Source organism: Leifsonia xyli subsp. xyli str. CTCB07, assembly GCF_000007665.1.
Taxonomy (GTDB): Bacteria; Actinomycetota; Actinomycetes; order Actinomycetales; family Microbacteriaceae; genus Leifsonia; species Leifsonia xyli_C.
In genome coordinates, this window is record NC_006087.1 from 771,298 (window position 1) to 794,882 (window position 23,585).

A 23,585-nucleotide genomic window follows, 5' to 3' on the forward strand; every position below is an offset into this window, starting at 1 on the left:
GGTTGCTGCCGTTTCTGTTCCGCCACCTGCGCATCAATGCGTTCCTGCAGGGACAGACGCCGCGCCGGCCGAGCGTCGACCGGCGACCGGCGACTCTTCCGCCGCCTGCTGCTCCGTGTGCTCCGCCCGGTCAGTGCGCTCCAGGGTGACGGCAGCCGCGGTCGGTTCAGCGGCCGCGGTGGAGGTGGTGAGTGTGGTGCCGATGCGTTCGGCGATGGACGCTTTCGCTTCGTCAGTGGTGAGGACGGTGAGCGCTCGAATGTCGGTGCTGACGGTGGCCATGTCGCGTTCGATGATCCGCAGCTCCGCCTTCAGCCCCTCCAGCTGGTAGGGATTGCCGTTCGGGTCCGCCATCGCTTCCGCAGCGGCGACCATCACCGTCTGATACGTCATCCGTTGCTCTTTCAGGTGCTCGCGCGCCTGGGCGAGCGCCGTAGTGGCGTCGAGCATGTCCGGTCGCATCCACCGGGCCTTCGCGTTCACACGCTCCTCGAGCTCGCGCAACGCGGCGATCGCCGGCGTACACCCGGCGAGCAGACTGGTGTCAGTGTTCTTCCGTTTCCCGCCGTCGAACGCCGCAGCTAGGTCGGGCTCGGAGAAGAACTCATACAACTCAGCCGTCGTCACGGTCCTGGTCAGGTTACCGTTCTTGTACGCGAGCCGTTGCGGTTCCTCCGCGGGAACGTACATGCGCAAGGTGCGGCCGTGACGCACGACCTGCCGCTTCGCGACCGTGAGCTGCAACTCACGTTGCGTGCCGGGGACAGTGACAGTGATGGTGTCCAGCGACTCCTTGACGACCATCGACACGTCGACGCCGACCATGTTGACCACGCTCTTGGACATAAGGGTCATGATCGACTGTTCGGTGTAAGCGGCGCCGAGTCGGAAGTCGCGCACCGGCCGGCTCATCGAAATCTCCCGGAACGAGACCGTGCCATTGCGGCCACCGCGCACACTGATTTCGATGCCGGCGCGGGCGAGGATCGCTTCGAAGTCGTTCCAACTGGTGGCACGGCAGGCGGCCTTGTCAATCTCCGTTCGCAAGTATTCCTTGCCGCGGTCGCCCTTCATCACCCGGTAGATGTCGGCGAACGACCGTCCGGCAGCCGGCTTCTGCAACGGCGGAAGAACACTCAACCCCTCTGCTTTGCACAGCGCATCCGACAAGTCCCGGATTTTGCCGATGGTGTGTTTGTCGGTGTGGAACTTCCGCCCGGTTTCGAAGTTGATGGCGTTGAAGATGATGTGGTTGTGGACGTGACCCTTATCCAGATGGGTCGCGATCATGTATTCGTGTTCGCCTCCGGTGACTTGCTCCGCAAGTTGTACACCCAGCTGGTGCGCCCGGTTTGCGGAAATCGCTTCACCAGGAGGAAAGGACTGGATCACGTGATGCGCCAGCACGGACCCTTTTCGCGGCGCGGTGATCGCCTTCCGTCTCGCCGTCCGCTCGAACTCTCGGGCAACCGCTTTGAAATCGGACGGGTTGATGACGGCCGCGCTGGTGGACACCCACAACCCGTCGGAGGTCGCGTCCGGACGAGAAATATACGCCAACGCCTTCTCGACCGTTGACTTGATCTGGCCCATCTTTACCACGGCCATCAGTCAGCGACCGCCGCCCCAGAAAACGGAGAGTAGCGCGGCAGAACCCCGCCACCCTTCTGTGACACATAACTCGTTCGAGACCTGCCGAATCCGCGCCAGAGTGCTCTTCTGTACCCGGTATCGGCGACCGGTCTCGAAGCTGACTGCGTTGAAGATGATGTGATTCACCACCGGGTACGCATCGACGTGGGTAGCTACCAGATACTCGTTCTCACCGGCTGTAATCGCATCGGCTAACCGCGCGCCGACATTATGAACGGTGTTCAAATCGTGCTCTTGCGACGGGTCAAACGATTGAATCACGTGATGAGCCTGCACTGTGCCAGTCTGCGGAGACCTCACCGCTAGCTGGCTCGTTGTGCGCCAAACCTCGCCTGCCACTGCCAGATAGTCAGATGGATCAATCACCGCAGCGTTGGTAGAAACCCACAGACCCCGCCGGGTCACTTCATCGCGCACCACGTGTGCCAAAGCCTTATCAAGGACGAGTCTTGATCTGCCACATTCGCACGACTGCCATCAGCTGCGAGCCTCAACGGTATCGACCGCGTGAGTGACTACGCCCTGCAGTTCCACGAGCAACTTACGAACCGCTTGCACCTGCTCAAACGTCGCATTCTCTTCGGTGTTCGCAAGCGCGGCGATCTGGTTCACGTTGTTCCCGATCCGGGACAACGCCACCCGCATCTCGGCCGGGTCAAACGCGATCGCCGTCACCCGCACCTCACCCTCAAGCACCACTTGCCGAGCGAACGCCTCGAACGACCGCGCCCCCACCAACCGGATTCGCCGCTCGACCCGCTCCCATTCCGCAGCAGAGAACGACAAAATCTTCCGCACTGGACGCGAACGATTCACCGCCTCCACAATGTTCCTCCTACCGGGATTGGGCTGGAAGCCCATAAACAACCAAACCGAAACCAGGAGGCGAAGGCGGAGTCTGGATACCAGACTCAATGCTGGCTACCCTCCGTGAGTCGATCTTAGACCACGATTCCCAACCGCTAGGGTTGGGAAGAGCACCGACGGAGCCTGCTGGCCTTGACAGGAAAAAGCGAGCCCTCGTGTTCGAGGTTGGCTCACAGTAGGACGCGGCAGGGGGACCGGTCGCGGTGATTGAGGAGTCCATGAATACCGACCAGGTCATCGACGAGCTGCTGCGTCAAGATGAAGCCGATCTGCCGCGTGCTGACTGACGCGGGTACGCAGATCGCCCCGAGCACCTACTACGCCGGCAAGGGCCGTCCGGCGTCCGCGCGGGCGGTCAGGGACGCAGGACTGACCGAGGATATCCGCGTCGTCCGCAAGGCGAACCTCGGCGTCTACGGTGCGCGGAAGGTCCACGCCGCCCTGAAGCGTGAGGGCATCGAGGTCGCGCGCTGCACGGTCGAGCGGCTGATGCGGCAGGAAGGAATCGCAGGGATCCGCCGGGACAAGACCCGCCGCACCACGTTCGGCGACGGGGCGGAGACTGACCGGCCCGCCGACCTGGTCAAGCGCGCGTTCACCGCGTCCGCGCCGAACCAACTCTGGGTCGCGGATCTGACCTATATCCCCACCCACGCCGGCTGGGTTTACGCCGCGTTCGTCCTGGACGTATTCTCCCGCCGTGTCGTGGGCTGGCAGGTGAGCACGAACTTGCGCACCGAATCTTGCGCTGGACGTGCTTGACATGGGTCTCTGGGAGCGCCAGCGGGCAGATCATGACGTCACTGGCCTGATTCATCACAGTGATGATGGAGTCCAGTATCGAGCGATTCGCTACACCGAGCGGCTCGCCGAGGCCGACGCGGTCGCCTCCGTCGGATCCAGGGGCGACAGCTACGACAACGCGATGGCCGAGGCGTTCAACTCGCTATTCAAAACCGAGTGCATCCGCAACCCTGTCATCCGACCGAAGGGCGGGTGGGCGTCGGTCCGGGACGTCGAGATCGCGGCCGCCGAGTATATCGATTGGTTCAACCACCGACGCCTGCACGGCGAGATTGGGCAGGTCCCGCCCGTCGAGTTCGAGGCCGCGCACTGGGCATCCCACCAGACCGTCAGCTACGTTGGAGAACAGGGTCCAGTCGGAGCCAGTTCCAGATAACCCAGCCTCCACAAAACCCGGAACGCTTCAGAGTGTTTCGGTGGGTTCTTTCAGTGATATCCGTATTCGGTTCATCCTTCTGGTGATCTTCTGTTCAGAGGGCGCAGGCCCGGCCGGTCGCTGTTCGGGTTTGTTTAGGGTGTGATGAATAGGGCTCCGAGGGGCTCCTTATTTTCGTGTCACTGCTCCTGAGTGCAGGCCAATCGGGGCTCTGCCGCATTGTCTCTTGTCGTCAACATTGAGAGGACCAGCCAATGAAGATTCCCCATCGAGCGGTGCGAACTGGCGCAACTGCCTTCGTGCTACTGAGTGGTCTTGTGGCTGGGGTCAGCGTCCCGAGCGCAGCTCGAGCCGCAACCGAGCCGGTTTCCTCCGGCGACATCATTCATTCCGCTCCTGGTCATCGCCTTCCGCGAAACGCGCCCGCGAATGGTGACGTCATCGACACGCTCGGTCATTGGACTCCCGAGAGGATGCGCTCGGCCATTCCCATCGAGGATAGCCTCGTCGAGCGCGGCGCGAGCACCCGCAGTCACACCACCACTACCAAATCGGCGAACGGGCGTTCGCCGATCGTGGTGAACCCTGTGGAACCAACCGAGAGTGCCACGTCGAACGAACCACCCCAGGCGATGTCGAGCGTGGGAAAACTGTTCTTCGATGGTCCCGACGGCAACAGCTACGTGTGCAGCGGCGCCGTCGTCACTAGTCGCAGCGGCAACCTGGTCCACACCGCGGGACATTGTGTTTATGAGGCCAAGAAGGGATGGATGAAGAACTTCTTCTTCGTCCCCAGCTACACAGACGGAACGGGACCGCACGGAGGGTGGAATGGCGATATCGCCTCCACCTTCACCGCCTGGGCTGACGACGAAGACTACTCACACGATCAGGCTTTTATCTCGTTCTACCCTCACACCGAGGGCATATCGATGCAACAGTACTTCGGCGGGAACGGCCTCATGTTCAACGGCGGTACCAGCCGCACTGGGGTGACCATCTACGGTTACCCGGCCGCAGATCCGTATCACGGCAACATTCAGTACTACTGCTCGGGAGAAACCAGCTGGGTTTGGTTCACGTCAGACACCAGGATGGGCTGTCCGATGACCGGCGGCTCCTCTGGTGGCCCCTGGTACGCATCTCTTACCGACGACCACGTCGGCATGATCTATGCCGTCACGTCTCGTGGAGGGAAGAACATTTTCGGGACCCCATACCTGATCACCACGCCCGATGGGAACGACGTCTATGACCTCTACAACTCCGCCAACACCTAACATCGCGACAGGTTTGTGAGCCCGGCGTTACACTCCTTGCCAACGGGCCTCTCAGATAACCGGACGACCTAACCCGCCCCGTCTCGCACAACTGGAATTGTGTGGGGCGGGGCGGTTTCTGGTGAGGGTCCACGGTGCGGGTGTGGACCCTCCAACTGGCGATGGCTGGTACGGGTTGCTGGTTGGTGCCGACGCTCCAAGTTCGGTGAGACGACCGGACCCGAACATCCAGAACAACACCCAGCCCTGTTGCCGGTAGGGTTGAACGGGCCAAGGGCGTGGGTGAGCTTGTTGGCATCGGGTAGAGCCTTCCGCTCGTCGGCAGGCAGCGACTCGTAGGTGTAAGTGGAGATCGCCATTGGCTGAGCCGTGCCGCGTAGGGCGTAGCGGACGACACTTCATTCTTCCCGTTGCATAGCAGGATGCCGACGGTGGGTGCGTGGGACGGCTGTCGTAGTCGTTCGTCGACGAGTTCGACGTAGAAGCCGAGCTTGCCCGCGTACTCGGGTTCAAACCGGCCGATCTTGAGCTCGACAACGACATAGCGCAGCTGAATCGTGTGAAAGAACAGAAGATCGAGGATGTATTCGTCGCCACCAACGTCGAATCGCATTTGGCGGACGGCGAAGGTGAACCCGGGGCCGAGCTCGCGCAGCGTCTCAACGATGCGGTCCAGGAGCGCTTGCTCAAGGTCGCGCTCGGCGACCCATGGCTTCAGACCCAGGAAGTCGAATACGAACGGGTCTTTGGCCAGGCTCTGCGCCTGAGCGGCGTCGGCAGACTCAAGCTGGGCCTGAAAATTGGCCGGTGCAGCTCCGAGCCGGGACCTCAGCTGGTTCATGATCTGGTGCTCGAGCACAGCACGGGTCCAGGTGTTCGCGGCGGCCTCAGCGGCGTACCACTCGCGGTCGTCGTTGTCTTTGAGCTTGTCGAGGAGAAGCCGCACGTGGCCCCACCCGATTTGTGCCACAGCCTGTGGCACTATTTCCGGACGCGCTGCGGCGAAGGCGCGCATGTACAGAAGGTTACGGCGGTTGAAGCCGGTGGTCTCGGGGAACTCGACACGGAGATCCTCGGCGAGACGGAAACGATCTGAGCGCCCCAGCCGGCCTTCTGCTGGTGCTCAAGAATGGTCTTGCCGATCGACCAGTAAAGAGTGACCATCTCGTTCTGCACGGCTTGGTGAGCACGCCGTTGCGCTGAACGCACACGGGCCTTGAGATCGGAGAACATGGTCGTACCCATCGGGGTTCTCCAACTCGCTCGCTGCCATATTCAAAGCGTACAGAGGCTGATCCGAGGATCTCGGCCCTCGTCCTGGGTGAAGCCGAGCTCTACCTTAATCTGTTGCACGATGGCGATATTGTTCGGGTCACCGGGATGACTGGTGCGACCGCCGCCACATTCGACCCCGCCGCGTTCGAACCCAAGGTGACCAATCAAGCCCTTCGGCGGCAGTTTCCCCACCGCACAAGAACTGTCCGGTAACGATCGTTACCAATACAAGGCTCCATCGAACCGGGCGGAACCGCGAAATCAAAGGCCTTGGTGTAACGATTTCCGTGTACGCGCCAATGTTACGTACTCCAGGGTTTCCGAGTGAATAATCACCCTCTGGTGCCGTCTGATTCTTGACCCCTTCGGCACTCTTGGGGGCACCATTCTGTCGACTGTGTCGATGGATTCGTGTCTGCTGCGGGCGCGCCTGGCCCAGTCGTCTGACGGTGGCTTCTTCGACGGCTTCGTTGCGTTAGTTGTGTGCTACCGCTGGGCGTCCCCCGACCCGTCAAGGGCGTTCCTGAACGGTCCTCGTTGCGCATGCTTCGTGAGCGCTCGGCGCACGCATAGGCGATCCTGTTACCATGCATGCGTGCGCACACGACTGCCTGCGTTCCTCAACGCGCTTCTCGCCGGACTCATCCTGATGGGATCCATGGCGCCCACCGCATCTCCCCCTGCGAGCCCAGTCTTGGCAGCGACCCCGACGACCTCGACGGTCGCCGCGGGCGACCGTCGAGACGTGACGGAACCGAGCGCCCCCGACACGGTGTGCGCCACCGTGACCGCGCGGCTTTCCATGCCCGGCGGGAAGGCGAGCGACGCGGGTGAGGCATCGCCGCCCGACACCGCGCGCATCCAGCACGCGCTCGATGCGTGCGCGCAGAAAGGGACGGACGTCGTCGCCGTGCGTCTGAGCCCAACGCCGGATGCGGCGGCTTTCCTGAGTGGGCCACTGACCGTGCGCGAGGGGGAGGTGCTGCTGGTGGACGCGGGAGTTGTCCTCTATGCATCGCGCAATCCCGCCGACTACCAGGTCGACGACCACCCGGCCTGCGGCACCATCTCCAAGAAGGGCGGCGGATGTGCGCCCTTCGTCACTCTCGCGGGTGCGCACAGCGGCATCGAGTCGGTCCCTGCGGCCGACAGGTCGCAGGGGCGCATCGACGGCCGCGGCGGGAGCACGATGCTGGGCGCGGCGCGGAGCTGGTGGGGTCTCGCGGCTGCCGCGAAGGGCCACGGGACGCAAAACGTGCCGCGGCTCATTCAGGCACGCGGGGTCGACGACGTCGTACTGCACGATGTCGACCTCGTCGACGCGCCGGGATTCCACGTCTCGTATCAGAACGGCGACGGCCTGACCGTGTGGGGTGTGCGCATCCAGACGCCGGCGGCCGCCCGCAATACCGACGGCATCGACCCCGCCGGTGCGCAGGACGTGACGATCGCCGACTCGTGGATCATGGACGGTGACGACGGCATCGCGATCAAGGCTCTTTCTGCTCCCTCCGCCCATATCTCCGTCATCCGGGACCATTTCTTCGGAACCCACGGGATCTCGATCGGCAGCGAGACGGAGGCGGGGGTCAGCGACGTGTTCGTGTCGGACGTCACGGTCAGCGGCACGGATGCGTTCGGCAACGTCAGCGCCTCATCGGCGGGCATCCGGATCAAGAGCTCGCCCAAGGCGGGCGGCCTCGTGCAGCAGGTGACGTATCGGAACGTGTGCGTCGACGCCGTCAAGGCGCCGATCCAGTTCGATCCGAACTACGCGAACAGGACGGGCTCGACGGTGCCGTGGTTCACCGACATCGTGATCGACGGGTTCCGGTCGTCGAACTCGCCGACCAACGCCGAGAGCATGCTCAAGGGACTCGACGAAGCGCATCCGCTCGCCCTGACGATGTCGAACGCCGTCGTGGACGCGCGTCACGTGACGGTCGCACTCGCGACCATCTCGGCATCCGGAGTGACGTTCGGGGGCTTGCCGCTTGCCGTCAACCGGCCCGGCGTGGACGTGACGATAACTCCGGGGCAGCCGAACGCGCCCACCTGCACCTTACCGACCTATCCCGCCCCCTGACACTCGCAGCCTGCTGTGCCCTCGTCATGCCGCTCGGGTCCGCAACCACGTCGTTCCCCTTCACCGGCGCTCTTAGGGTTGCCAAGCGTTAGGCGGTCGAGGGCGTCCGTGGTGCGCTTGGTGGCGTCGCTGAAGGACCAAAAGAACCTCGGTAGCCCCATTATGATCGCTATGCCGAGATCCCCGAACGCGAGGTACAGTGCGCCCCGCACAGTTGAGTTCGTGTGGACTGACCGGTCGTGGCGTTTCGTCTCAGGTGCGGGAAGGATGCTTCGGCCGCGTACTGTGCCGGCGTGTAGGCATGGTCGACGCCGTCGATGGGGGAAGGGTATGGCTGACGTAGCCGGTCACGAGCAGCTCGCGCTCCTGGGCTGTGAGCAGGAAGCACACGGTTGACGTCGACCTGTCGCGCATCTCACCCGGTGGCGTCCTGATCGCCGCAGGCTGGGATTGACTGTCCGCTTAGCACTCTCCATGGGTGAGTGCTAATATGGGGTTCGGGTCAGGCGGCCCCCGCGTGACCCTTCGTTCGCATCGCGAAAGGAGATAGATCATGTCAAATTCGTTCGATGTTTTGAGCCAGCTCGACCGCTTCGCGTCTAGCGTGTTCGACACGGCCCGGTCGCCCCGGGTGATGCCGGTCGACCTTTTCCGCGAAGGTGATCAGTACGTTCTCAGTGCTGATCTTCCGGGTATTGATCCTGATTCCGTTGACCTTGATGTTGATGGTCAGTTGCTCACGATTCGGGCGGAGCGTCTCGCACCGTCGAGTGAGAACGTCAAGTGGCTTGTGCATGAGCGACCGTATGGTTCGTATATGCGCCAGTTCACTCTCGGTGACGGTGTGGATGTGGAGAAGATCACGGCTAATTATGAGCACGGTGTTCTCTCGGTCATCGTTCCGATGGCTGAGCGTGCCAAGCCGCGGAAGATTCAGATCGGCTCGGCGCGAGGGCGGAAGGAGGTCGGCGCATGACCACGATCATCAGCCCGGATCCTCACCGCAAGACCAGCCGGGTGCCGGATCACTCGAGGATACGGCTGCCGCGAATCCCGCTCCGATTCGGGCCCAGGGAACCCACTCATCCGTCCTTCTCCGGATGGCCTTTCAATCGCCACGGAGGCCCACCCGCACAAGCGGTGTAAAAAAGTTCCACAGGAGACGCATCATGGTAATGGCCTGCACCCTTCCGGGGTGCAGGCCATTACCATGCCGGTTCCACGAGCTCCTCCGCCACAGGTCAAGGTCACCAATGAACGTTATTGGAGAATCGCTTGAGCGCCAGCCTGGTGCCGCGGAAGAAGTCTTGGTCCCCCGGCATGAGGTCGCCTGGGCCCGCGTAGGGGCTCACATCGTTCCAGTGCTGCCACAGCGTCCAGGCGGAGCGTGAAGCCTTCTTCGTCATTTTCAAGGAGTCCAGGAGTACGACGATCGCGGCGAGGGAGCTAGGGTTCAACCCCGCGACGTGCGCGCAATGGGTTCGCAAGGCGGGCCTGGCTAGTCACGGCTACACCGGCGGCGGCATGAGCGCGCACCCATGCAAGGACGAGTACCTGGAGCTGCGGAGCAGCGGGCTCTCGCGCCGCGAAGCGGTGGGACGAGTCGGAATCAGCCCGAACACGGGATACCTCTGGGACAGTCGAACGGGCGACGCATTTATCCAGATGGTCGCGTGGTCGATTACAAAGACAGGGTGCCTGTCGTTGTTGATCCTGTTCAGCGGGCGTCGATGCGTTCGCTCGAAGCCGCACTCCACCCACGATTCCTCTCCCTGCAGGAGCGTGAGCTGATCCGGGACCTGACCAGGGCCGGCCTTTCGTTGTGTCGGGTCGCGGCCAAGCTTGGTCGCTCGGTGTCGACGATCAGTCGAGAGATTCGCCGGAATCAGCTTCCTGGAGAGGGCGGCTACCATCCATACGTGGCGCATCGGAAAGCGGCCAGCCGCCGACCGCGACCGAAAGCCACGAGGCTGGTCCGCAATCCGCAGCTGCGCAGTTACGTTCAACGGAAGCTGACGCTACGTTGGTCGCCGGAGCAGATCAGCCGGTCGCTGATCCGCGAGTTCCCCGGCGATGCGGAGATGCGCGTGGCGCACGAGACGATCTATCAAGCCTTCTACGTGCAGGGCCGTGGACAACTCCGCCGCGAGCTCACGATGGTGCTGCGGACCGGCCGGGCCAAGCGGAAACCGCATCGTTCTGGCGCCGCTCGCAGACATCGTTTCGCGGATCCGATGGTAATGATCTCCGACCGTCCCGCCGAAATCGAGGACCGCGCCGTTCCCGGACATTGGGAAGGCGACCTCATCATCGGCGGACACCGCAACAGCGCCATCGGCACCCTCGTGGAACGCTCCACCCGGTTCGTGATGCTGATCCATCTCCCCATCGATCGCACCGCAGAATCCGTCCGGGACGGACTGATCAGCGCCGTCAAGACACTCCCACGCGAACTCCGTCGCTCGATCACCTGGGACCAGGGCTCGGAAATGGCAGCTCACAAGTCGTTCACGATAGCCACCGACATCCCGGTCTACTTCTGCGACCCCGCGAGTCCCTGGCAACGCGGCAGCAACGAGAACACCAACGGACTCCTTCGCCAATACTTCCCCAAGGGAAAGGGAACAGACCTCGCCCGATTCACCGCAACCGACCTGACGAACGTCGCCCACGAGCTCAACACCCGCCCACGCAAAACGCTCGGCTGGGAAACCCCAGCCGAACGCCTCGCTAAACTACTCGCCAGCTAATCGTCGTGTTGCAACAACCACTGGAATCCGCTCGAAGGGCAACCCCTTCTCTGTGTTCATCGGAGTTGTGCTGATGCTGGTGATCGTCGGAGTGGTCGCGATCGGTCTCAACCTCTTCGCTTTGCCGGCGTTCGTGAACATAGCGTTCATCGTGACTTTGTCGATGGTGGCGGCAGGGTACGGAGTAGTGGGGATTCATCGCATTGAGAGAGGTCGGAGGAACGAAAATGACGTGGCTTTCTAAGGCAGGAGCGTCACTCACCTTGGGGTTCGTTATCACCATGTTTTTTCCGTGGCGAGCCTGGTCTGGGTCATGTTCACGACACATCCGGGAGATCCTCGGCAGTACGGGTTCTTCGGAGCCCTCTTCTTCGAGGCGAGGGAGAAACCGACAGGAGCCCTGGATCTGGGCGTCGGTTTGGAGAACGCCGTCCCGCTCATCGTCGCATTCGCGCTGCTGTCGCTTTTCGCGTTCGCGGTCATGCTGGCTCTGGCTCGGCTAAGCGGGAGCGCAAGAAGGTCCTCATGGCGACGCAGAGTGAGTGAGACGGGTGAGACCCTCCGAATCGAGGATCTCACTTTGCGGCTGGTCGTAGGGAGGTTTGTCCGAAGTGGCAGATGGTTTCTGGCCGCCATTGCGGGCTTGGCTGTTTCCTGTCTGCTCCTGGCGGTCACGGCCGGCAGCGGCTTCGTAGACCTGGCAGTGTTCTTTACGGGTTCGGTGGCCTGCTGGGAAGCTTCACCGTTCACGAAACGGCCCATGCCTATGGGCTGCGACGGACACCAGGCGTGCGAAGAGTGGGCTGTCGTCTTCGCTGTTTCCGATTCTCGCTGGCTCCTCAAGGGGTCATGCGGGGGTGGCAGATCGCCGTGGTGGCTCTGACGGGAACGCTCGTCGCCGTCGGCGCCGGACTCGCTGCGATCGTTCCGTCGCAGGGTTTTCACTGCTGGTACCTGTGCCACGCTGTTTTCCTCCTGCCGGTGTTCGGTGATGGCCGGAGCGTCATCGTGGGAGCCCGGGCCTGGTCGGCCCGGATCGTCCTGTGACAGCCGTGGCTGACAGCCTGCCAGCTGACGGACTCCCCCGCGGGTGTGACAGGCTTGGGGACCATGACCCTCCGAATGGTGGCTTGTTGCCGTTACTTCCGCGGGTTTACGGGCCGGTTCACCTCGTTTGGGGCTGGTTGGGATCGGTTGGTCTCGGGGTGTTTGTGGGCAAAGTGTGGGCAGGGGGGTGTGGGGTTGGCGGGGTTGGTGGCCCGGTAGACAATGTGAATGTTGCGGTCGTGGGCTTTGGAGCAAAGTTTCCTCGCCACAGTGGCGGAGCAGTCCGCGCGAGTTCGGCGATGAACGAGAGGACATTCAGAATGCTGAGCAGTCATCCAAGAGTCATGAAATGGTTGGTAGCGGCAGCGGCTGTAGTAGCACTTGCGGGGGCGAACTCCGTTGTGGCGGTTCCCGCGCAGGCGGTTCCGACGATGAGGGTCTGCGGAACGAAGAAGTGCGTGACAGTTCCCACAAGCAAGTACTGCCCGACCAGCAAGTCTGGGTGCGGTCATGTGGTCTTCGTACCCTGGAAGTAGACGAGTCCATGGGATTCGTGTTCGCCGTCTATCGGTTGCGTCGTTTTGAACGGACGACCCTATCTCATCAGTGGGAGACTTCCGAGGCCGACCGCTGCGCAGGCTAATGCGATCTCTCAGTGTGCGGCGTCGATAGGTCTCAACGTGGCTTCTGCTTCGGCTGGAGGGCCGATAGGGTGGGCTTTGGCAGGCGTTGTATTGACCATTTGGGGGTGTGCATCTGTATGAACGGCAAGAGTGGTTGGGTGGCAGCCCTGGTGATTGCGGGCCTGTGGGTGATCTTCACGATTTCGACGTGGACTACGCCTTCGTCGTGGGCGTTCAGGATCGGTTCCCCTGTCATGGCAGTCGGATTCGCAATCGCAGGATTCCTGCAATACTGCCGCCAACGACACACGCCTTGACGCCCCCGGCTCAGCGTTGCCGAGTCGGCCATGCTGGTTGGTTCGGTGGGTGTGATATGCAGGCTGGTTGGTTGTGGTCGAATGTCACACCGTAGGCCGGGTGGTGGTGCCAGGGGTGGGGATTTGGTGGCTTTCGGTGCTTTGCGATTGCTCATTCCTGGCGGTCCGAATGCCAGCAGCGGCCTGCGTTCCCCGTGCTCATAGTCGATTTAGACCGCTGATCCTCGGCCTTGTGGGCGGATTGTGGTATTTTTCACGTATGGTGGGCCTTTTGCGGGAACGTCATCCGCCTGGGGGTCTCGCTGAGCGAGGCCTTCAGTGCTTTACGGGGTCAAGGCTTTAAGGTGTCCACACGTAATACGAGTGGAGGAAGGGGCGTGCGAGGTCGCTGAGCTTCGCCACTTCCCGCGTTGGTCGCTGATGGGCGTTCTGGACGAACCTCTTGCGGAGGTAGACGTAGGTGAGCATTAGGTGAGCATGTCGACTGCTTGGAGCGCCCGGTGTGCCCGCGAGTCCTCCCATCTGAAGTTGGGCAGTATCGTTGAGAGATCCCGATGGTTGTAGCCGGGCGTGCGCCCCCTGGCCTGGAACTGGTTGATTCGAGCCTGATGTTGCGTCGCGTCTGGCACCTGATCTGCCGTGATGACGACTTTCTCATCCTGCGAAGATGCGTTAGTCATGAACGCGCTCGGTTGTCGGTTATTGTGCAGACTTTCCATGTTTCCTTCGGTAGTGTGAGTGTCACGACGGGCCGGTTACCGGAACGTTGCGATCCTAAGGCCCCGCGGCGAGCGGGGGTCTTAGTGTTTCAAGGCCACACCCACACGCGGTGCCATAATGGCATGACGATTTCCAACGGAACCGTCCCGGCGGACAACAGGGCGAAGACCTTTCATCATCTCCAACGGGAACCGGTACTCCTTTACCGCACCTGGTGACGGTACCCGCATCAGAACCTGCAAAGCATTCTCGGTCGGAAAAACACTCAAAACCGTCCCCCCTACCTTTGTAGAACCCAAAGCATCCCCGGTGCCATGAAACAGTCGCCGGGAAACACCACCCGCATCGACAACCTCATTCGTCTGCTCGCCTGGCACGGTGAACGAAAAACCGCCATCATCTTCCAACGGCCCCTCCTCCGCAACCCGGGGAACCGGGCGGGTGCGAGAATCAACCACCGTCTTGGTATCACGCATCGGTGACCCCACGGCCGAGTCCACACGCGAAACCAGCACAACAGAAGACCCGGCAACCACCCCCGCCACAACCAAACCAGCCACCCCCGCCACAACCCGAACCCTCCGAGACTGTGAGAAAACACCCAAAATTTAAAACCTCCTCAATATTTACCCCTCGCACCATACGAGCGAGCATCCCCCCCACGCAGGCCCCCTCATGAGGGGGCCTGCATGTGTGGGGGCGGGGAAGAGGCTAACCCCATGAGCGGGCCTGCGGGGAGGCCTACCCCAAAAAATGGTGGAAACGGACGATGACCCTAAGTCTCAGTCAAAACCAGGGAGTCGGCCACGGCCGGCGAAGGTGATCGCGAACACGTTCCGTGTCGGCCTCCACCCCCAACCACCACCGAAAAGCACGACAAAAACCCGCCCCGCCCAACCTCTGTGAAGAGATGGGCGGGGCAGGGTGGCGATGTTGGGTGTTAGCCGGTTGTGGGTGGGGTTTCCGCTGGGGTGGGTGCCAGGTTGGCGGGCGCGGTAGTCGGTGCCGGTGTGGGGGTGGTGGGGTTTTGGTAGGCGGTGGGGAGGCCGTTGGTGAGGATGTTACCGGCGGCGAGGGCTCCGGAGGTGAGGATCGCGGCGGCGGTGAGGGCGAGGGTTTTCAGGTCAATGGCGGCAAATTGGAGAATCGTTCTAGCGCCTGCATGTTGCCGTGGAAGAAGTCCTGGTCCCCGGGCAGGAGATCCTTCAGATACGTGTACCTGGTCGTGTCGTCCCCGTGCTGCCACAGCGTCCAGCCGGTCCCTGTCCACCCGCCGGGCAGTGCGCCGGGACCGGTCGACACGTCCCACCTCCAGTTGGCGATGAACAACGGGTAGGAGGAGAATTTCGTGGTGTTTCCGGTGTACTCAATCCACCAAGCCAAGGTAGTGTAAATGACCGGCTTCACACCACCCGTCCTCCTCTCCACGGTGGAGACGAAGTCTTGGATCCACTGCACCATGACCTTCGGGGTTATCTTCTCGCATTTCCTGACCGCCCAACGCTTCTTCAGGTCGCTGCAACGGTGCTCCAGGTCGATCATCGGCGGCAGGATACGCTGAGTGGGCTTCCAGTTGTGGATGGTGTTCATAAAGTGCTCCGCCTGCACGTGGCCGCTCGACTCGAACGGTCGTGCAAAGTGGTAAGACCCGCGATAAAGCCCGGCATCTTGGGCTCCCTTCCACTGCGTCTCGTACTGGGGGCTCACGTAGTCGTCGTCCTCGGTCGCTTTGATGTAAACGAAACGGGCGCCCTTCGACGCCGCATCGCTCCAGTTGACGTCGGTCTGCCAACCACTCACATCATCGCCAGGCACATAATCCAAAGGCGGAATTGGTCGCGGTCGTTGCCGCAACTCTTGGGAGCTTCCATCGCGAGCGAGCATGCTGTCGTCATGAGCGAGCGTGCTACCAGCGTGGTCTTGGGTGGGATCGCCAGCGCCTCTGTCCGGCTCCGTCGCCGAGGCGGACAAGGAACCACCGAGCCCCACCGCCAGGATCGCAGCTATCACGGCCGAGACCATACCGACACGCACCGAATGAGCTCGACGTCCTCGCATCATCTTTTGAACGTTCATTGAGAATGACCTCGTTTCCTAAAGAACTCGGTGTATCTACGGAGAGCCATCACAATGCCACCGGCGCCGGCCGAGTGTCAATGCCGGGTAAAGCGAACCGGGATCTTCTGGGGAACAAGTGAAGTCGTTCGTGATAACCAGCTATGGCAAGGAGTCGCGTAGGACTGCTGAGGGTTTGGGTGATTCCTGATCTGTGGTGACCGGCGCGCGGGCAGGGTGACACGGCGGACAATCAAGTGGGACAGGTCAAGGGTCGACCTAACCCCCAGCAGTCCCGAACGCCCTATTCTGGTTGGGTGTTGTCTGGACCGAATGACACGTGCCCGGTTCCAGGGTCGTACAGGCTATCCCGGCTCGTAACGGGAGAGGCTAGGGTCACCGTCCGTTTCCACCATTTTTGGGGTAGGCATCCCCGCAGGCCCGCTCATGGGGTTAGCCTCTTCCCCGCCCCCACACATGCAGGCCCCCTCATGAGGGGGCCTGCGTGGGGGGATGCTCGCTCGTATGGTGCGAGGGGTAAGGATTATTGAGGAGGTTTTAATGTTGGGTGTTTTCTCACAGTCTCGGAGGGTTCGGGTTGTGGCGGGGGTGGCTGGTTTGGTTGTGGCGGGGGTGGTTGCCGGGTCTTCTGTTGTGCTGGTTTCGCGTGTGGACTCGGCCGTGGGGTCACCGATGCGTGATACCAAGACGGTGGTTGATTCTCGCACCCGCCCGGTTCCCCGGGTTGCGGAGGAGGGGCCGTTGGAAGATGATGGCGGTTTTTCGTTCACCGTGCCAGGCGAGCAGACGAATGAGGTTGTCGATGCGGGTGGTGTTTCCCGGCGACTGTTTCATGGCACCGGGGATGCTTTGGGTTCTACAAAGGTAGGGGGGACGGTTTTGAGTGTTTTTCCGACCGAGAATGCTTTGCAGGTTCTGATGCGGGTACCGTCACCAGGTGCGGTAAAGGAGTACCGGTTCCCGTTGGAGATGATGAAAGGTCTTCGCCCTGTTGTCCGCCGGGACGGTTCCGTTGGAAATCGTCATGCCATTATGGCACCGCGTGTGGGTGTGGCCTTGAAACACTAAGACCCCCGCTCGCCGCGGGGCCTTAGGATCGCAACGTTCCGGTAACCGGCCCGTCGTGACACTCACACTACCGAAGGAAACATGGAAAGTCTGCACAATAACCGACAACCGAGCGCGTTCATGACTAACGCATCTTCGCAGGATGAGAAAGTCGTCATCACGGCAGATCAGGTGCCAGACGCGACGCAACATCAGGCTCGAATCAACCAGTTCCAGGCCAGGGGGCGCACGCCCGGCTACAACCATCGGGATCTCTCAACGATACTGCCCAACTTCAGATGGGAGGACTCGCGGGCACACCGGGCGCTCCAAGCAGTCGACATGCTCACCTAATGCTCACCTACGTCTACCTCCGCAAGAGGTTCGTCCAGAACGCCCATCAGCGACCAACGCGGGAAGTGGCGAAGCTCAGCGACCTCGCACGCCCCTTCCTCCACTCGTATTACGTGTGGACACCTTAAAGCCTTGACCCCGTAAAGCACTGAAGGCCTCGCTCAGCGAGACCCCCAGGCGGATGACGTTCCCGCAAAAGGCCCACCATACGTGAAAAATACCACAATCCGCCCACAAGGCCGAGGATCAGCGGTCTAAATCGACTATGAGCACGGGGAACGCAGGCCGCTGCTGGCATTCGGACCGCCAGGAATGAGCAATCGCAAAGCACCGAAAGCCACCAAATCCCCACCCCTGGCACCACCACCCGGCCTACGGTGTGACATTCGACCACAACCAACCAGCCTGCATATCACACCCACCGAACCAACCAGCATGGCCGACTCGGCAACGCTGAGCCGGGGGCGTCAAGGCGTGTGTCGTTGGCGGCAGTATTGCAGGAATCCTGCGATTGCGAATCCGACTGCCATGACAGGGGAACCGATCCTGAACGCCCACGACGAAGGCGTAGTCCACGTCGAAATCGTGAAGATCACCCACAGGCCCGCAATCACCAGGGCTGCCACCCAACCACTCTTGCCGTTCATACAGATGCACACCCCCAAATGGTCAATACAACGCCTGCCAAAGCCCACCCTATCGGCCCTCCAGCCGAAGCAGAAGCCACGTTGAGACCTATCGACGCCGCACACTGAGAGATCGCATTAGCCTGCGCAGCGGTCGGCCTCGGAAGTCTCCCACTGATGAGATAGGGTCGTCCGTTCAAAACGACGCAACCGATAGACGGCGAACACGAATCCCATGGACTCGTCTACTTCCAGGGTACGAAGACCACATGACCGCACCCAGACTTGCTGGTCGGGCAGTACTTGCTTGTGGGAACTGTCACGCACTTCTTCGTTCCGCAGACCCTCATCGTCGGAACCGCCTGCGCGGGAACCGCCACAACGGAGTTCGCCCCCGCAAGTGCTACTACAGCCGCTGCCGCTACCAACCATTTCATGACTCTTGGATGACTGCTCAGCATTCTGAATGTCCTCTCGTTCATCGCCGAACTCGCGCGGACTGCTCCGCCACTGTGGCGAGGAAACTTTGCTCCAAAGCCCACGACCGCAACATTCACATTGTCTACCGGGCCACCAACCCCGCCAACCCCACACCCCCCTGCCCACACTTTGCCCACAAACACCCCGAGACCAACCGATCCCAACCAGCCCCAAACGAGGTGAACCGGCCCGTAAACCCGCGGAAGTAACGGCAACAAGCCACCATTCGGAGGGTCACCAACTCTCCAGCGACCCTTCGTTACTTGTAGAAATGCGCGACGCCACCATGGTGTGAGCACGCCCCCTGATGGTGGGCGGCATAAGAGTACGTGCCATCGTTGCACAGTGCGGTGGCACCATTTCCCGGGGCGATCGGCTGGGGCACGGAGCAGCAGGCAACGGCGCCGGAGGTGCAGGAGCTGGAGGTGCAGGAGCTGGAGGGGCCTCAATCGGTGTTGGCGTGGGCGCAGGCGGAGTAAACGTTGACGATTCCGCCATCTGTCCGCTGCAGTCAGCGAGGATATCCATCATCGCCGACTTCTCCGCGGGTGTCACCCAGAGGCCATAGGTTGCTTTCACGGAGATCTGCCGCGCAACGTACTCGCATCGGGACGATTTGTTTGCCGGCAACCATGTGGCCGCGTCGCCGGAGGACTTCTGCTCATTGGAGTGCGCATCGACAGCGATCAGGTTAAGCGGGTCGTTTGCGAAGCTGACCCGCTGCGCTTGGGTGAGTTGTTGAGCGCCTGTCACCCATGCGTTCTTGAGTGCCACGATGTGGTCAACCTGTACGAGCGCGGATGTCTTCGCTCCACGGACGAAGTGGATGCTCTCCCCAGAGTATTTGTCGTTGAGAGTGCCGGAAAGAATCTTGCAACCGCCTCGCTGTACGGCGTCAGTGAGGTCCCGGTGCAGGATGTCGTTTCTCGTGTCACAGTTGTTACCGTCAACGTCGAGCCATGCAGCCCCGAAGTCCGCGGTGCGGGAATATCCGGTTGCAGAAGCTTCCCTTTTCACCGGCAGGCCAGCGAGTACGTCGACTGCCGTTCCGGTGGTGAGGCTCTTATTGGAGATAGCGACTGTTGGTCTACTGGAGGATATGACGACTGCGGATGGGTCGAGCGGTTCATCGAGATCAGTAGATTGCGCCCATGCCGTCTTGGAAGCCGCCGGGCTCTTACCATCGCTTCCGCCAGAGGCCACGGAACCGATAACACCTATGACCAGGAAGACAGCAATCGCCCATACCCACCAACGCTTGAACCACGGCTTCTTCGGTGAAGGCCTAGCAGTCTCAGCCACATCTGTCATTAGATATTTTCCATTCTTGGGCGTCAGGTGCAGATCGAAGTAAATCCGCGACTGATCGAGAAAATTACTACTCACCTTGCGGTGAACTCGCCACCGTACATGCGCGATAAAGTGTGGATGGGCTACACTTTCGGCTATACTTAAGGGAGAAAATCCCGAGGGGATGACGGGAATCGAACCCGCGTAATCAGTTTGGAAGACTGAGGCTCTACCATTGAGCTACATCCCCGTTGCCCGTCACGTGGGAGCGGGCGGAGTCAATCGTAGTACATCACGAGGGCCATTCCGTGTGCAGTAGACTGGCGCGTGGTCTTTCGCACCGCTTCAGCCGGGGCGTAGCTCAGCTTGGCTAGAGCGCCCGCTTTGGGAGCGGGAGGTCGCAGGTTCGAATCCTGTCGCCCCGACGAGGACCTCGTTCCTTGCGAGTAGACCATCGTTCGAACATTCAGGAGAACCCAGACATCGTGAAGACCACGGTCGAGAAGCTCAGCCCCACCCGCACGAAGCTCACCATCTCGGTGACGCCGGAGGAGTTGCAGCCGTCCATCAAGCACGCTTACGAGCACATCGCCGGGCAGGTGAACATCCCCGGCTTCCGCAAGGGGAAGGTGCCCCCGGCCATCATCGACCAGCGGGTCGGCAAGGAGGCCGTCCTGGAGCACGCGGTCAACGAGGGCCTGGACGGGTTCTATCGCCTCGCCGTCGAGGAGAACGAGGTGCGTCCCCTCGGCCGTCCGGAGGCGGACATCTCCGAGTGGCCGAATGAGAAGGACTTCTCGGGCGACCTGCTGCTGACGATCGAGGTGGATGTCCGCCCCGAGATCACGCTGCCCGCGTTCGACGGCATCACGCTGACCGTCGAAGCCGCCCAGGTGACCCCGGACGATGTCGAGGAGGAGCTGGACCGGCTGCGCAGCCGGTTCTGTACCCTCGTGACGGTCGACCGTCCGGCCAAGAAGGGCGATTTTGCGCAGATCGACCTGGTCGCCGAGATTGGCGGCGAGGAGGTCGACACGGCCGCGAACATCTCGTACGAGATTGGCTCGGGCGAGCTCATCGAGGGCATCGACGAGGCGCTGGACACGCTGACGGCGGGGGAGACCACCACGTTCGAGGCCCCGCTGATGGGTGGCGACCACGAGGGAGAGAACGCGCAGATCACCGTGACGCTGAACGCAGTCAAGGAGCGCGAGCTGCCGGAGGCGGACGACGACTTCGCCCAGATCTCCAGCGAGTTCGACACGATCGGGGAGCTGCGCGAGAGCCTGCGCGGCCAGGTGGAGCGTGCGAAGTCGTTCGGGCAGGGCACTGCGGCGCGCGATCAGCTGGTCGAAAAGCTGCTCGAGCTGGTCGAGATCCCGGTTCCGGCCCAGCTGGTTGAGGACGAGGTGAGCCGCCACCTGGAGCAGGAGAGCCGCCTCGAAGACGACGAGCACCGCGCCGAGGTGACCGAGTCGAGCGAGAAGACGTTCCGCACGCAGATCCTCCTCGATGAGATCGCTCAGCGGGAGAACGTGAAGGTCAGCCAGGACGAGCTCACCCAGTACCTCGTGCAGGGCGCCGCGCAGTACAACATGGACCCGAACGAGTTCGTCAAGATCTTGGGAGAGAACGGCCAGATCTCCTCGATGGTCGGCGAGATCGCCCGCAACAAGGCGCTCGCGATCGTCCTCGGCAAGGCCGAGGTCGTGGACACCAACGGCAAGCAGGTCGACCTGACCGAGTTCGTCGCCCTCCCGGACGACGGCGAGGCCGTAGACGAGGACGCCACCCCCGAGGACACCGATGCGCCGGCTGAGGAAGCCCCCGCCGCAGAGAAGCCGAAGAAGAAGGCCGCGGCCAAGAAGAAGGCCGCGGACAAGTAGTATCCCGGAAGCCGGGCGTCGCGTATGGCGCCCGGCTTCCGCATATCCGGGAGCGGCAAAGTCGGGAGGGCGCATGGACGACTGGCAGCGTCGTGTCGACGCGGTGTGGCTGGCAGCCTCCGAGCGCCCGGAAGCGGAGACGCTCGCAGCGATCGACGCTCTCGTGGCGGAACGGCCGGAGGATGAACCGCACGCGCTTTTCGAGGCGGCGGGCGCTCGCGATTTCGTGGGTGACGAGGCGGCGGCCGAGCCGCTCTACCGCCGGGCGCTCGCCAACGGGCTTCCCGAGCCGCAGCGAGGACAGGCAACGATTCAGCTCGCCAGCACGCTTCGCGTCCTTGGGCGCCCCGAGGATGCGCTCATCCTGCTCCGCGAACTGCTGACCGGGCACCCCGGGCACGAGCTCCGAGACGCTGTGTGCGCCTTCGCCGCGCTCGCGCTGTTCGACGCGGGGCTTCCCGCAGAGGCGGTGCGGGAGGCGCTGGGCGCGCTCGCGGCGCACCTGCCGCTCTACCGCCGCGCGGTCACCGCCTATCCAGCGGAGCTCATAGGCCAGTAGCGCGGGGCGGCTGCCGCGGAGCCTCAGCGCCGACACTGCATCTGCCCAGGGCGAACAGTGCCGAAATGGCGGAAGCGCTCCGATAGATTCATTTCCAAGCGACAGAAGGAAATGGAGCGAACATGGCCGACATGGGTATCCAGCCCAGTGTTTTCGACAGACTGCTGAAGGACCGGATCATCTGGCTCGGGTCCGAGGTGCGGGATGAGAATGCGAACGAGATCGCCGCGAAGCTGCTGCTCCTTGCCGCGGAGGATTCGAAGCGGGACATCTACCTCTACATCAACTCGCCCGGAGGATCGATCACGGCCGGCATGGCGATCTACGACACCATGCAGTTTGTGCCGAACGACATCGTCACCGTCGGCATCGGCATGGCGGCTTCGATGGGCCAGCTGCTGCTGACCGCCGGCACCAAGGGCAAGCGCTACATCACCCCGAACGCTCGCGTCCTGTTGCACCAGCCACACGGTGGTTTCGGCGGCACAGCGAGCGATATCCGGACGCAGGCCCAGCTCATCCTGCACATGAAGAAGCGCCTGGCCGAGATCACGTCCGAGGCGACCGGGAAAACGGTCGACCAGGTCAACGCGGACGGTGACCGGGACCGGTGGTTCACTGCGCAGGAAGCATTGGATTACGGCTTCGTGGACCACATCCGCGAGTCGGCGCTCCTCGTCGCGGGCGGCGGCGGAACCGCCCCGGCGGGCAAGTAGGAACCGCCGGAAAAACGAAGGACACCACTATGAACATCCCCATGCTCGGCGGTTCCGCTCACGGCGGCCCGGTCTTCGGCGGTGTGCAGGCTCCCGGAGCCCGCTACATCCTGCCCAGCTTCGAGGAGCGTACGGCTTACGGCTACAAGCGCCAGGACCCGTATGCCAAGCTCTTCGAGGACCGCATCATCTTCCTCGGCGTCCAGGTGGACGACGCTTCGGCGGATGACATCATGGCCCAGCTGCTCGTGCTCGAGAGCCAGGATCCGGATCGCGACATCGTCATGTACATCAACTCTCCCGGCGGCTCGTTCACCGCGATGACGGCGATCTACGACACCATGCAGTACGTTCGGCCGCAGATCCAGACGGTCGTGCTCGGCCAGGCCGCTTCGGCCGCCGCCGTTCTCACGGCTGCGGGTGCGCCCGGCAAACGGCTCGCTCTGCCGAACGCCCGCATCCTGATCCACCAGCCCGCCGTGGGCGAGGCCGGTCACGGGCAGGCATCGGACATCCTGATCCAGTCGAACGAGATCAACCGGATGCGCGCCTGGTTGGAGGAGACGCTCGTGAAGCACTCCAGCCGAACGCTTGAGCAGGTCAACAAGGACATCGAGCGCGACAACATCCTGTCTGCGACCGAGGCCCTAAAATACGGCCTGATCGACCAGGTCCTCACCAGCCGGAAGACTCTCCCGGCGCTGGTGAAATAGGCATAACAACGACAGAACGGGACGGCCGCTGCGGTAGCCG

At 62.3% G+C, this 23,585-nt stretch carries 22 protein-coding genes, 2 tRNA genes and 2 pseudogenes; 15 read left to right on the plus strand and 11 right to left on the minus strand.

The features are described 5' to 3' along the window. Window positions 1–33: 33 nt before the first annotated feature. The 3 genes from LXX_RS12595 to mobC form a co-directional block, all read right to left on the minus strand. A complete protein-coding gene (locus LXX_RS12595; protein ID WP_370558462.1) occupies window positions 34–1,515 on the minus strand; it encodes a relaxase/mobilization nuclease domain-containing protein in 1,482 nt (493 codons plus the stop codon). Between the two features lie 96 nt (window positions 1,516–1,611). Continuing rightward, window positions 1,612–2,073: a relaxase/mobilization nuclease domain-containing protein gene (locus LXX_RS13445; protein ID WP_176714741.1), complete on the minus strand. Its 462-nt coding sequence runs from the start codon at window positions 2,071–2,073 to the stop codon at window positions 1,612–1,614. Between the two features lie 57 nt (window positions 2,074–2,130). After that, window positions 2,131–2,478, minus strand: coding sequence for a plasmid mobilization protein (gene mobC / locus LXX_RS12600; protein WP_176714740.1), 348 nt, complete (start codon window positions 2,476–2,478; stop codon window positions 2,131–2,133). Between the two features lie 300 nt (window positions 2,479–2,778). Between mobC and LXX_RS13450 the strand changes: the two genes are divergently transcribed. The 3 genes from LXX_RS13450 (at window position 2,779) to LXX_RS03795 (ending at window position 4,980) form a co-directional block, all read left to right on the plus strand. Next, window positions 2,779–3,282 carry an IS3 family transposase gene (locus tag LXX_RS13450; protein ID WP_081423080.1) on the plus strand — a complete coding sequence of 168 codons (504 nt, stop codon included), beginning with the start codon at window positions 2,779–2,781 and terminating at the stop codon, window positions 3,280–3,282. Window position 3,283: 1 nt separating this feature from the next. Then, a complete protein-coding gene (locus LXX_RS13455) occupies window positions 3,284–3,700 on the plus strand; it encodes an integrase core domain-containing protein (protein ID WP_081423081.1) in 417 nt (138 codons plus the stop codon). 254 nt (window positions 3,701–3,954) lie between these two features. Beyond that, window positions 3,955–4,980 (plus strand): trypsin-like serine peptidase, encoded by a 1,026-nt coding sequence (locus tag LXX_RS03795; RefSeq protein WP_011185687.1) that lies wholly within the window; start codon window positions 3,955–3,957, stop codon window positions 4,978–4,980. Here LXX_RS03795 and LXX_RS13460 read toward each other — a convergent pair. Continuing rightward, a complete protein-coding gene (locus LXX_RS13460) occupies window positions 4,925–5,821 on the minus strand; it encodes a PDDEXK nuclease domain-containing protein (RefSeq protein ID WP_223227749.1) in 897 nt (298 codons plus the stop codon). The genes LXX_RS03795 and LXX_RS13460 overlap by 56 nt on opposite strands. 42 nt (window positions 5,822–5,863) lie before the next feature. After that, window positions 5,864–6,225: pseudogene (locus LXX_RS15385) on the minus strand (DUF1016 N-terminal domain-containing protein); the annotation flags it as partial. A gap of 724 nt (window positions 6,226–6,949) precedes the next feature. On the opposite strand from LXX_RS15385, the gene LXX_RS03805 reads away from it, so the two are divergent. Next, window positions 6,950–8,341: a glycoside hydrolase family 28 protein gene (locus LXX_RS03805; protein ID WP_223227708.1), complete on the plus strand. Its 1,392-nt coding sequence runs from the start codon at window positions 6,950–6,952 to the stop codon at window positions 8,339–8,341. A 553-nt stretch (window positions 8,342–8,894) separates the two neighbouring features. Beyond that, window positions 8,895–9,317 carry an Hsp20/alpha crystallin family protein gene (locus tag LXX_RS03815; protein ID WP_011185689.1) on the plus strand — a complete coding sequence of 141 codons (423 nt, stop codon included), beginning with the start codon at window positions 8,895–8,897 and terminating at the stop codon, window positions 9,315–9,317. A 271-nt stretch (window positions 9,318–9,588) separates the two neighbouring features. Here the strand turns inward: LXX_RS03815 and LXX_RS14160 are convergent, their stop codons facing one another. Continuing rightward, window positions 9,589–9,747, minus strand: coding sequence for a hypothetical protein (locus LXX_RS14160; RefSeq protein WP_223227709.1), 159 nt, complete (start codon window positions 9,745–9,747; stop codon window positions 9,589–9,591). 132 nt (window positions 9,748–9,879) lie between these two features. Between LXX_RS14160 and LXX_RS03825 the strand changes: the two genes are divergently transcribed. The 3 genes from LXX_RS03825 to LXX_RS03840 all read left to right on the plus strand — a co-directional run bounded on the left by LXX_RS03825 (window position 9,880) and on the right by LXX_RS03840 (window position 12,138). Further along, window positions 9,880–11,091 (plus strand): IS30-like element ISLxx5 family transposase, encoded by a 1,212-nt coding sequence (locus LXX_RS03825; RefSeq protein WP_011185157.1) that lies wholly within the window; start codon window positions 9,880–9,882, stop codon window positions 11,089–11,091. 292 nt (window positions 11,092–11,383) lie between these two features. After that, window positions 11,384–11,974 carry a hypothetical protein gene (locus tag LXX_RS03835; RefSeq protein ID WP_141692775.1) on the plus strand — a complete coding sequence of 197 codons (591 nt, stop codon included), beginning with the start codon at window positions 11,384–11,386 and terminating at the stop codon, window positions 11,972–11,974. After that, window positions 11,965–12,138, plus strand: coding sequence for a hypothetical protein (locus LXX_RS03840; RefSeq protein ID WP_155806779.1), 174 nt, complete (start codon window positions 11,965–11,967; stop codon window positions 12,136–12,138). The genes LXX_RS03835 and LXX_RS03840 overlap by 10 nt, the downstream gene beginning before the upstream one ends. A gap of 1,740 nt (window positions 12,139–13,878) precedes the next feature. Here LXX_RS03840 and LXX_RS14165 read toward each other — a convergent pair. Then, on the minus strand, window positions 13,879–14,274 hold the full coding sequence (locus LXX_RS14165) for a hypothetical protein (RefSeq protein ID WP_141692774.1): 396 nt from the start codon (window positions 14,272–14,274) through the stop codon (window positions 13,879–13,881). 643 nt (window positions 14,275–14,917) lie between these two features. Continuing rightward, window positions 14,918–15,820 carry a GH25 family lysozyme gene (locus tag LXX_RS03850; protein ID WP_223227710.1) on the minus strand — a complete coding sequence of 301 codons (903 nt, stop codon included), beginning with the start codon at window positions 15,818–15,820 and terminating at the stop codon, window positions 14,918–14,920. Between the two features lie 726 nt (window positions 15,821–16,546). Here LXX_RS03850 and LXX_RS14170 point away from each other — a divergent pair. Next, a complete protein-coding gene (locus LXX_RS14170) occupies window positions 16,547–16,942 on the plus strand; it encodes a hypothetical protein (RefSeq protein WP_141692774.1) in 396 nt (131 codons plus the stop codon). Between the two features lie 1,698 nt (window positions 16,943–18,640). Here the strand turns inward: LXX_RS14170 and LXX_RS16585 are convergent. Beyond that, a complete protein-coding gene (locus tag LXX_RS16585; RefSeq protein ID WP_223227750.1) occupies window positions 18,641–18,766 on the minus strand; it encodes a DUF3761 domain-containing protein in 126 nt (41 codons plus the stop codon). Between LXX_RS16585 and LXX_RS16150 the strand changes: the two genes are divergently transcribed. Continuing rightward, the gene (locus tag LXX_RS16150) at window positions 18,732–18,860 is read left to right on the plus strand and encodes a hypothetical protein (RefSeq protein WP_256030543.1); all 129 of its coding nucleotides are present in this window, start codon (window positions 18,732–18,734) and stop codon (window positions 18,858–18,860) included. The genes LXX_RS16585 and LXX_RS16150 overlap by 35 nt on opposite strands. Window positions 18,861–18,963: 103 nt before the next feature. Here the strand turns inward: LXX_RS16150 and LXX_RS15395 are convergent. Then, a pseudogene (locus LXX_RS15395) lies at window positions 18,964–19,692 on the minus strand (HNH endonuclease family protein); the annotation flags it as partial. Window positions 19,693–19,850: 158 nt separating this feature from the next. Continuing rightward, window positions 19,851–19,921 (minus strand) — tRNA-Gly (locus tag LXX_RS03860). Window positions 19,922–20,021: 100 nt separating this feature from the next. Here LXX_RS03860 and LXX_RS03865 point away from each other — a divergent pair. The 5 genes from LXX_RS03865 (at window position 20,022) to LXX_RS03885 (ending at window position 23,545) form a co-directional block, all read left to right on the plus strand. Further along, a tRNA-Pro gene (locus LXX_RS03865) sits at window positions 20,022–20,096 on the plus strand. Window positions 20,097–20,156: 60 nt separating this feature from the next. Beyond that, the gene (gene tig / locus LXX_RS03870; RefSeq protein WP_011185693.1) at window positions 20,157–21,557 is read left to right on the plus strand and encodes a trigger factor; all 1,401 of its coding nucleotides are present in this window, start codon (window positions 20,157–20,159) and stop codon (window positions 21,555–21,557) included. A gap of 73 nt (window positions 21,558–21,630) precedes the next feature. After that, window positions 21,631–22,116 carry a tetratricopeptide repeat protein gene (locus LXX_RS03875; protein WP_011185694.1) on the plus strand — a complete coding sequence of 162 codons (486 nt, stop codon included), beginning with the start codon at window positions 21,631–21,633 and terminating at the stop codon, window positions 22,114–22,116. Between the two features lie 122 nt (window positions 22,117–22,238). After that, window positions 22,239–22,832 (plus strand): ATP-dependent Clp protease proteolytic subunit, encoded by a 594-nt coding sequence (locus tag LXX_RS03880; RefSeq protein WP_011185695.1) that lies wholly within the window; start codon window positions 22,239–22,241, stop codon window positions 22,830–22,832. A 29-nt stretch (window positions 22,833–22,861) separates the two neighbouring features. Continuing rightward, a complete protein-coding gene (locus tag LXX_RS03885; RefSeq protein WP_041767282.1) occupies window positions 22,862–23,545 on the plus strand; it encodes an ATP-dependent Clp protease proteolytic subunit in 684 nt (227 codons plus the stop codon). Window positions 23,546–23,585: the final 40 nt, after the last annotated feature.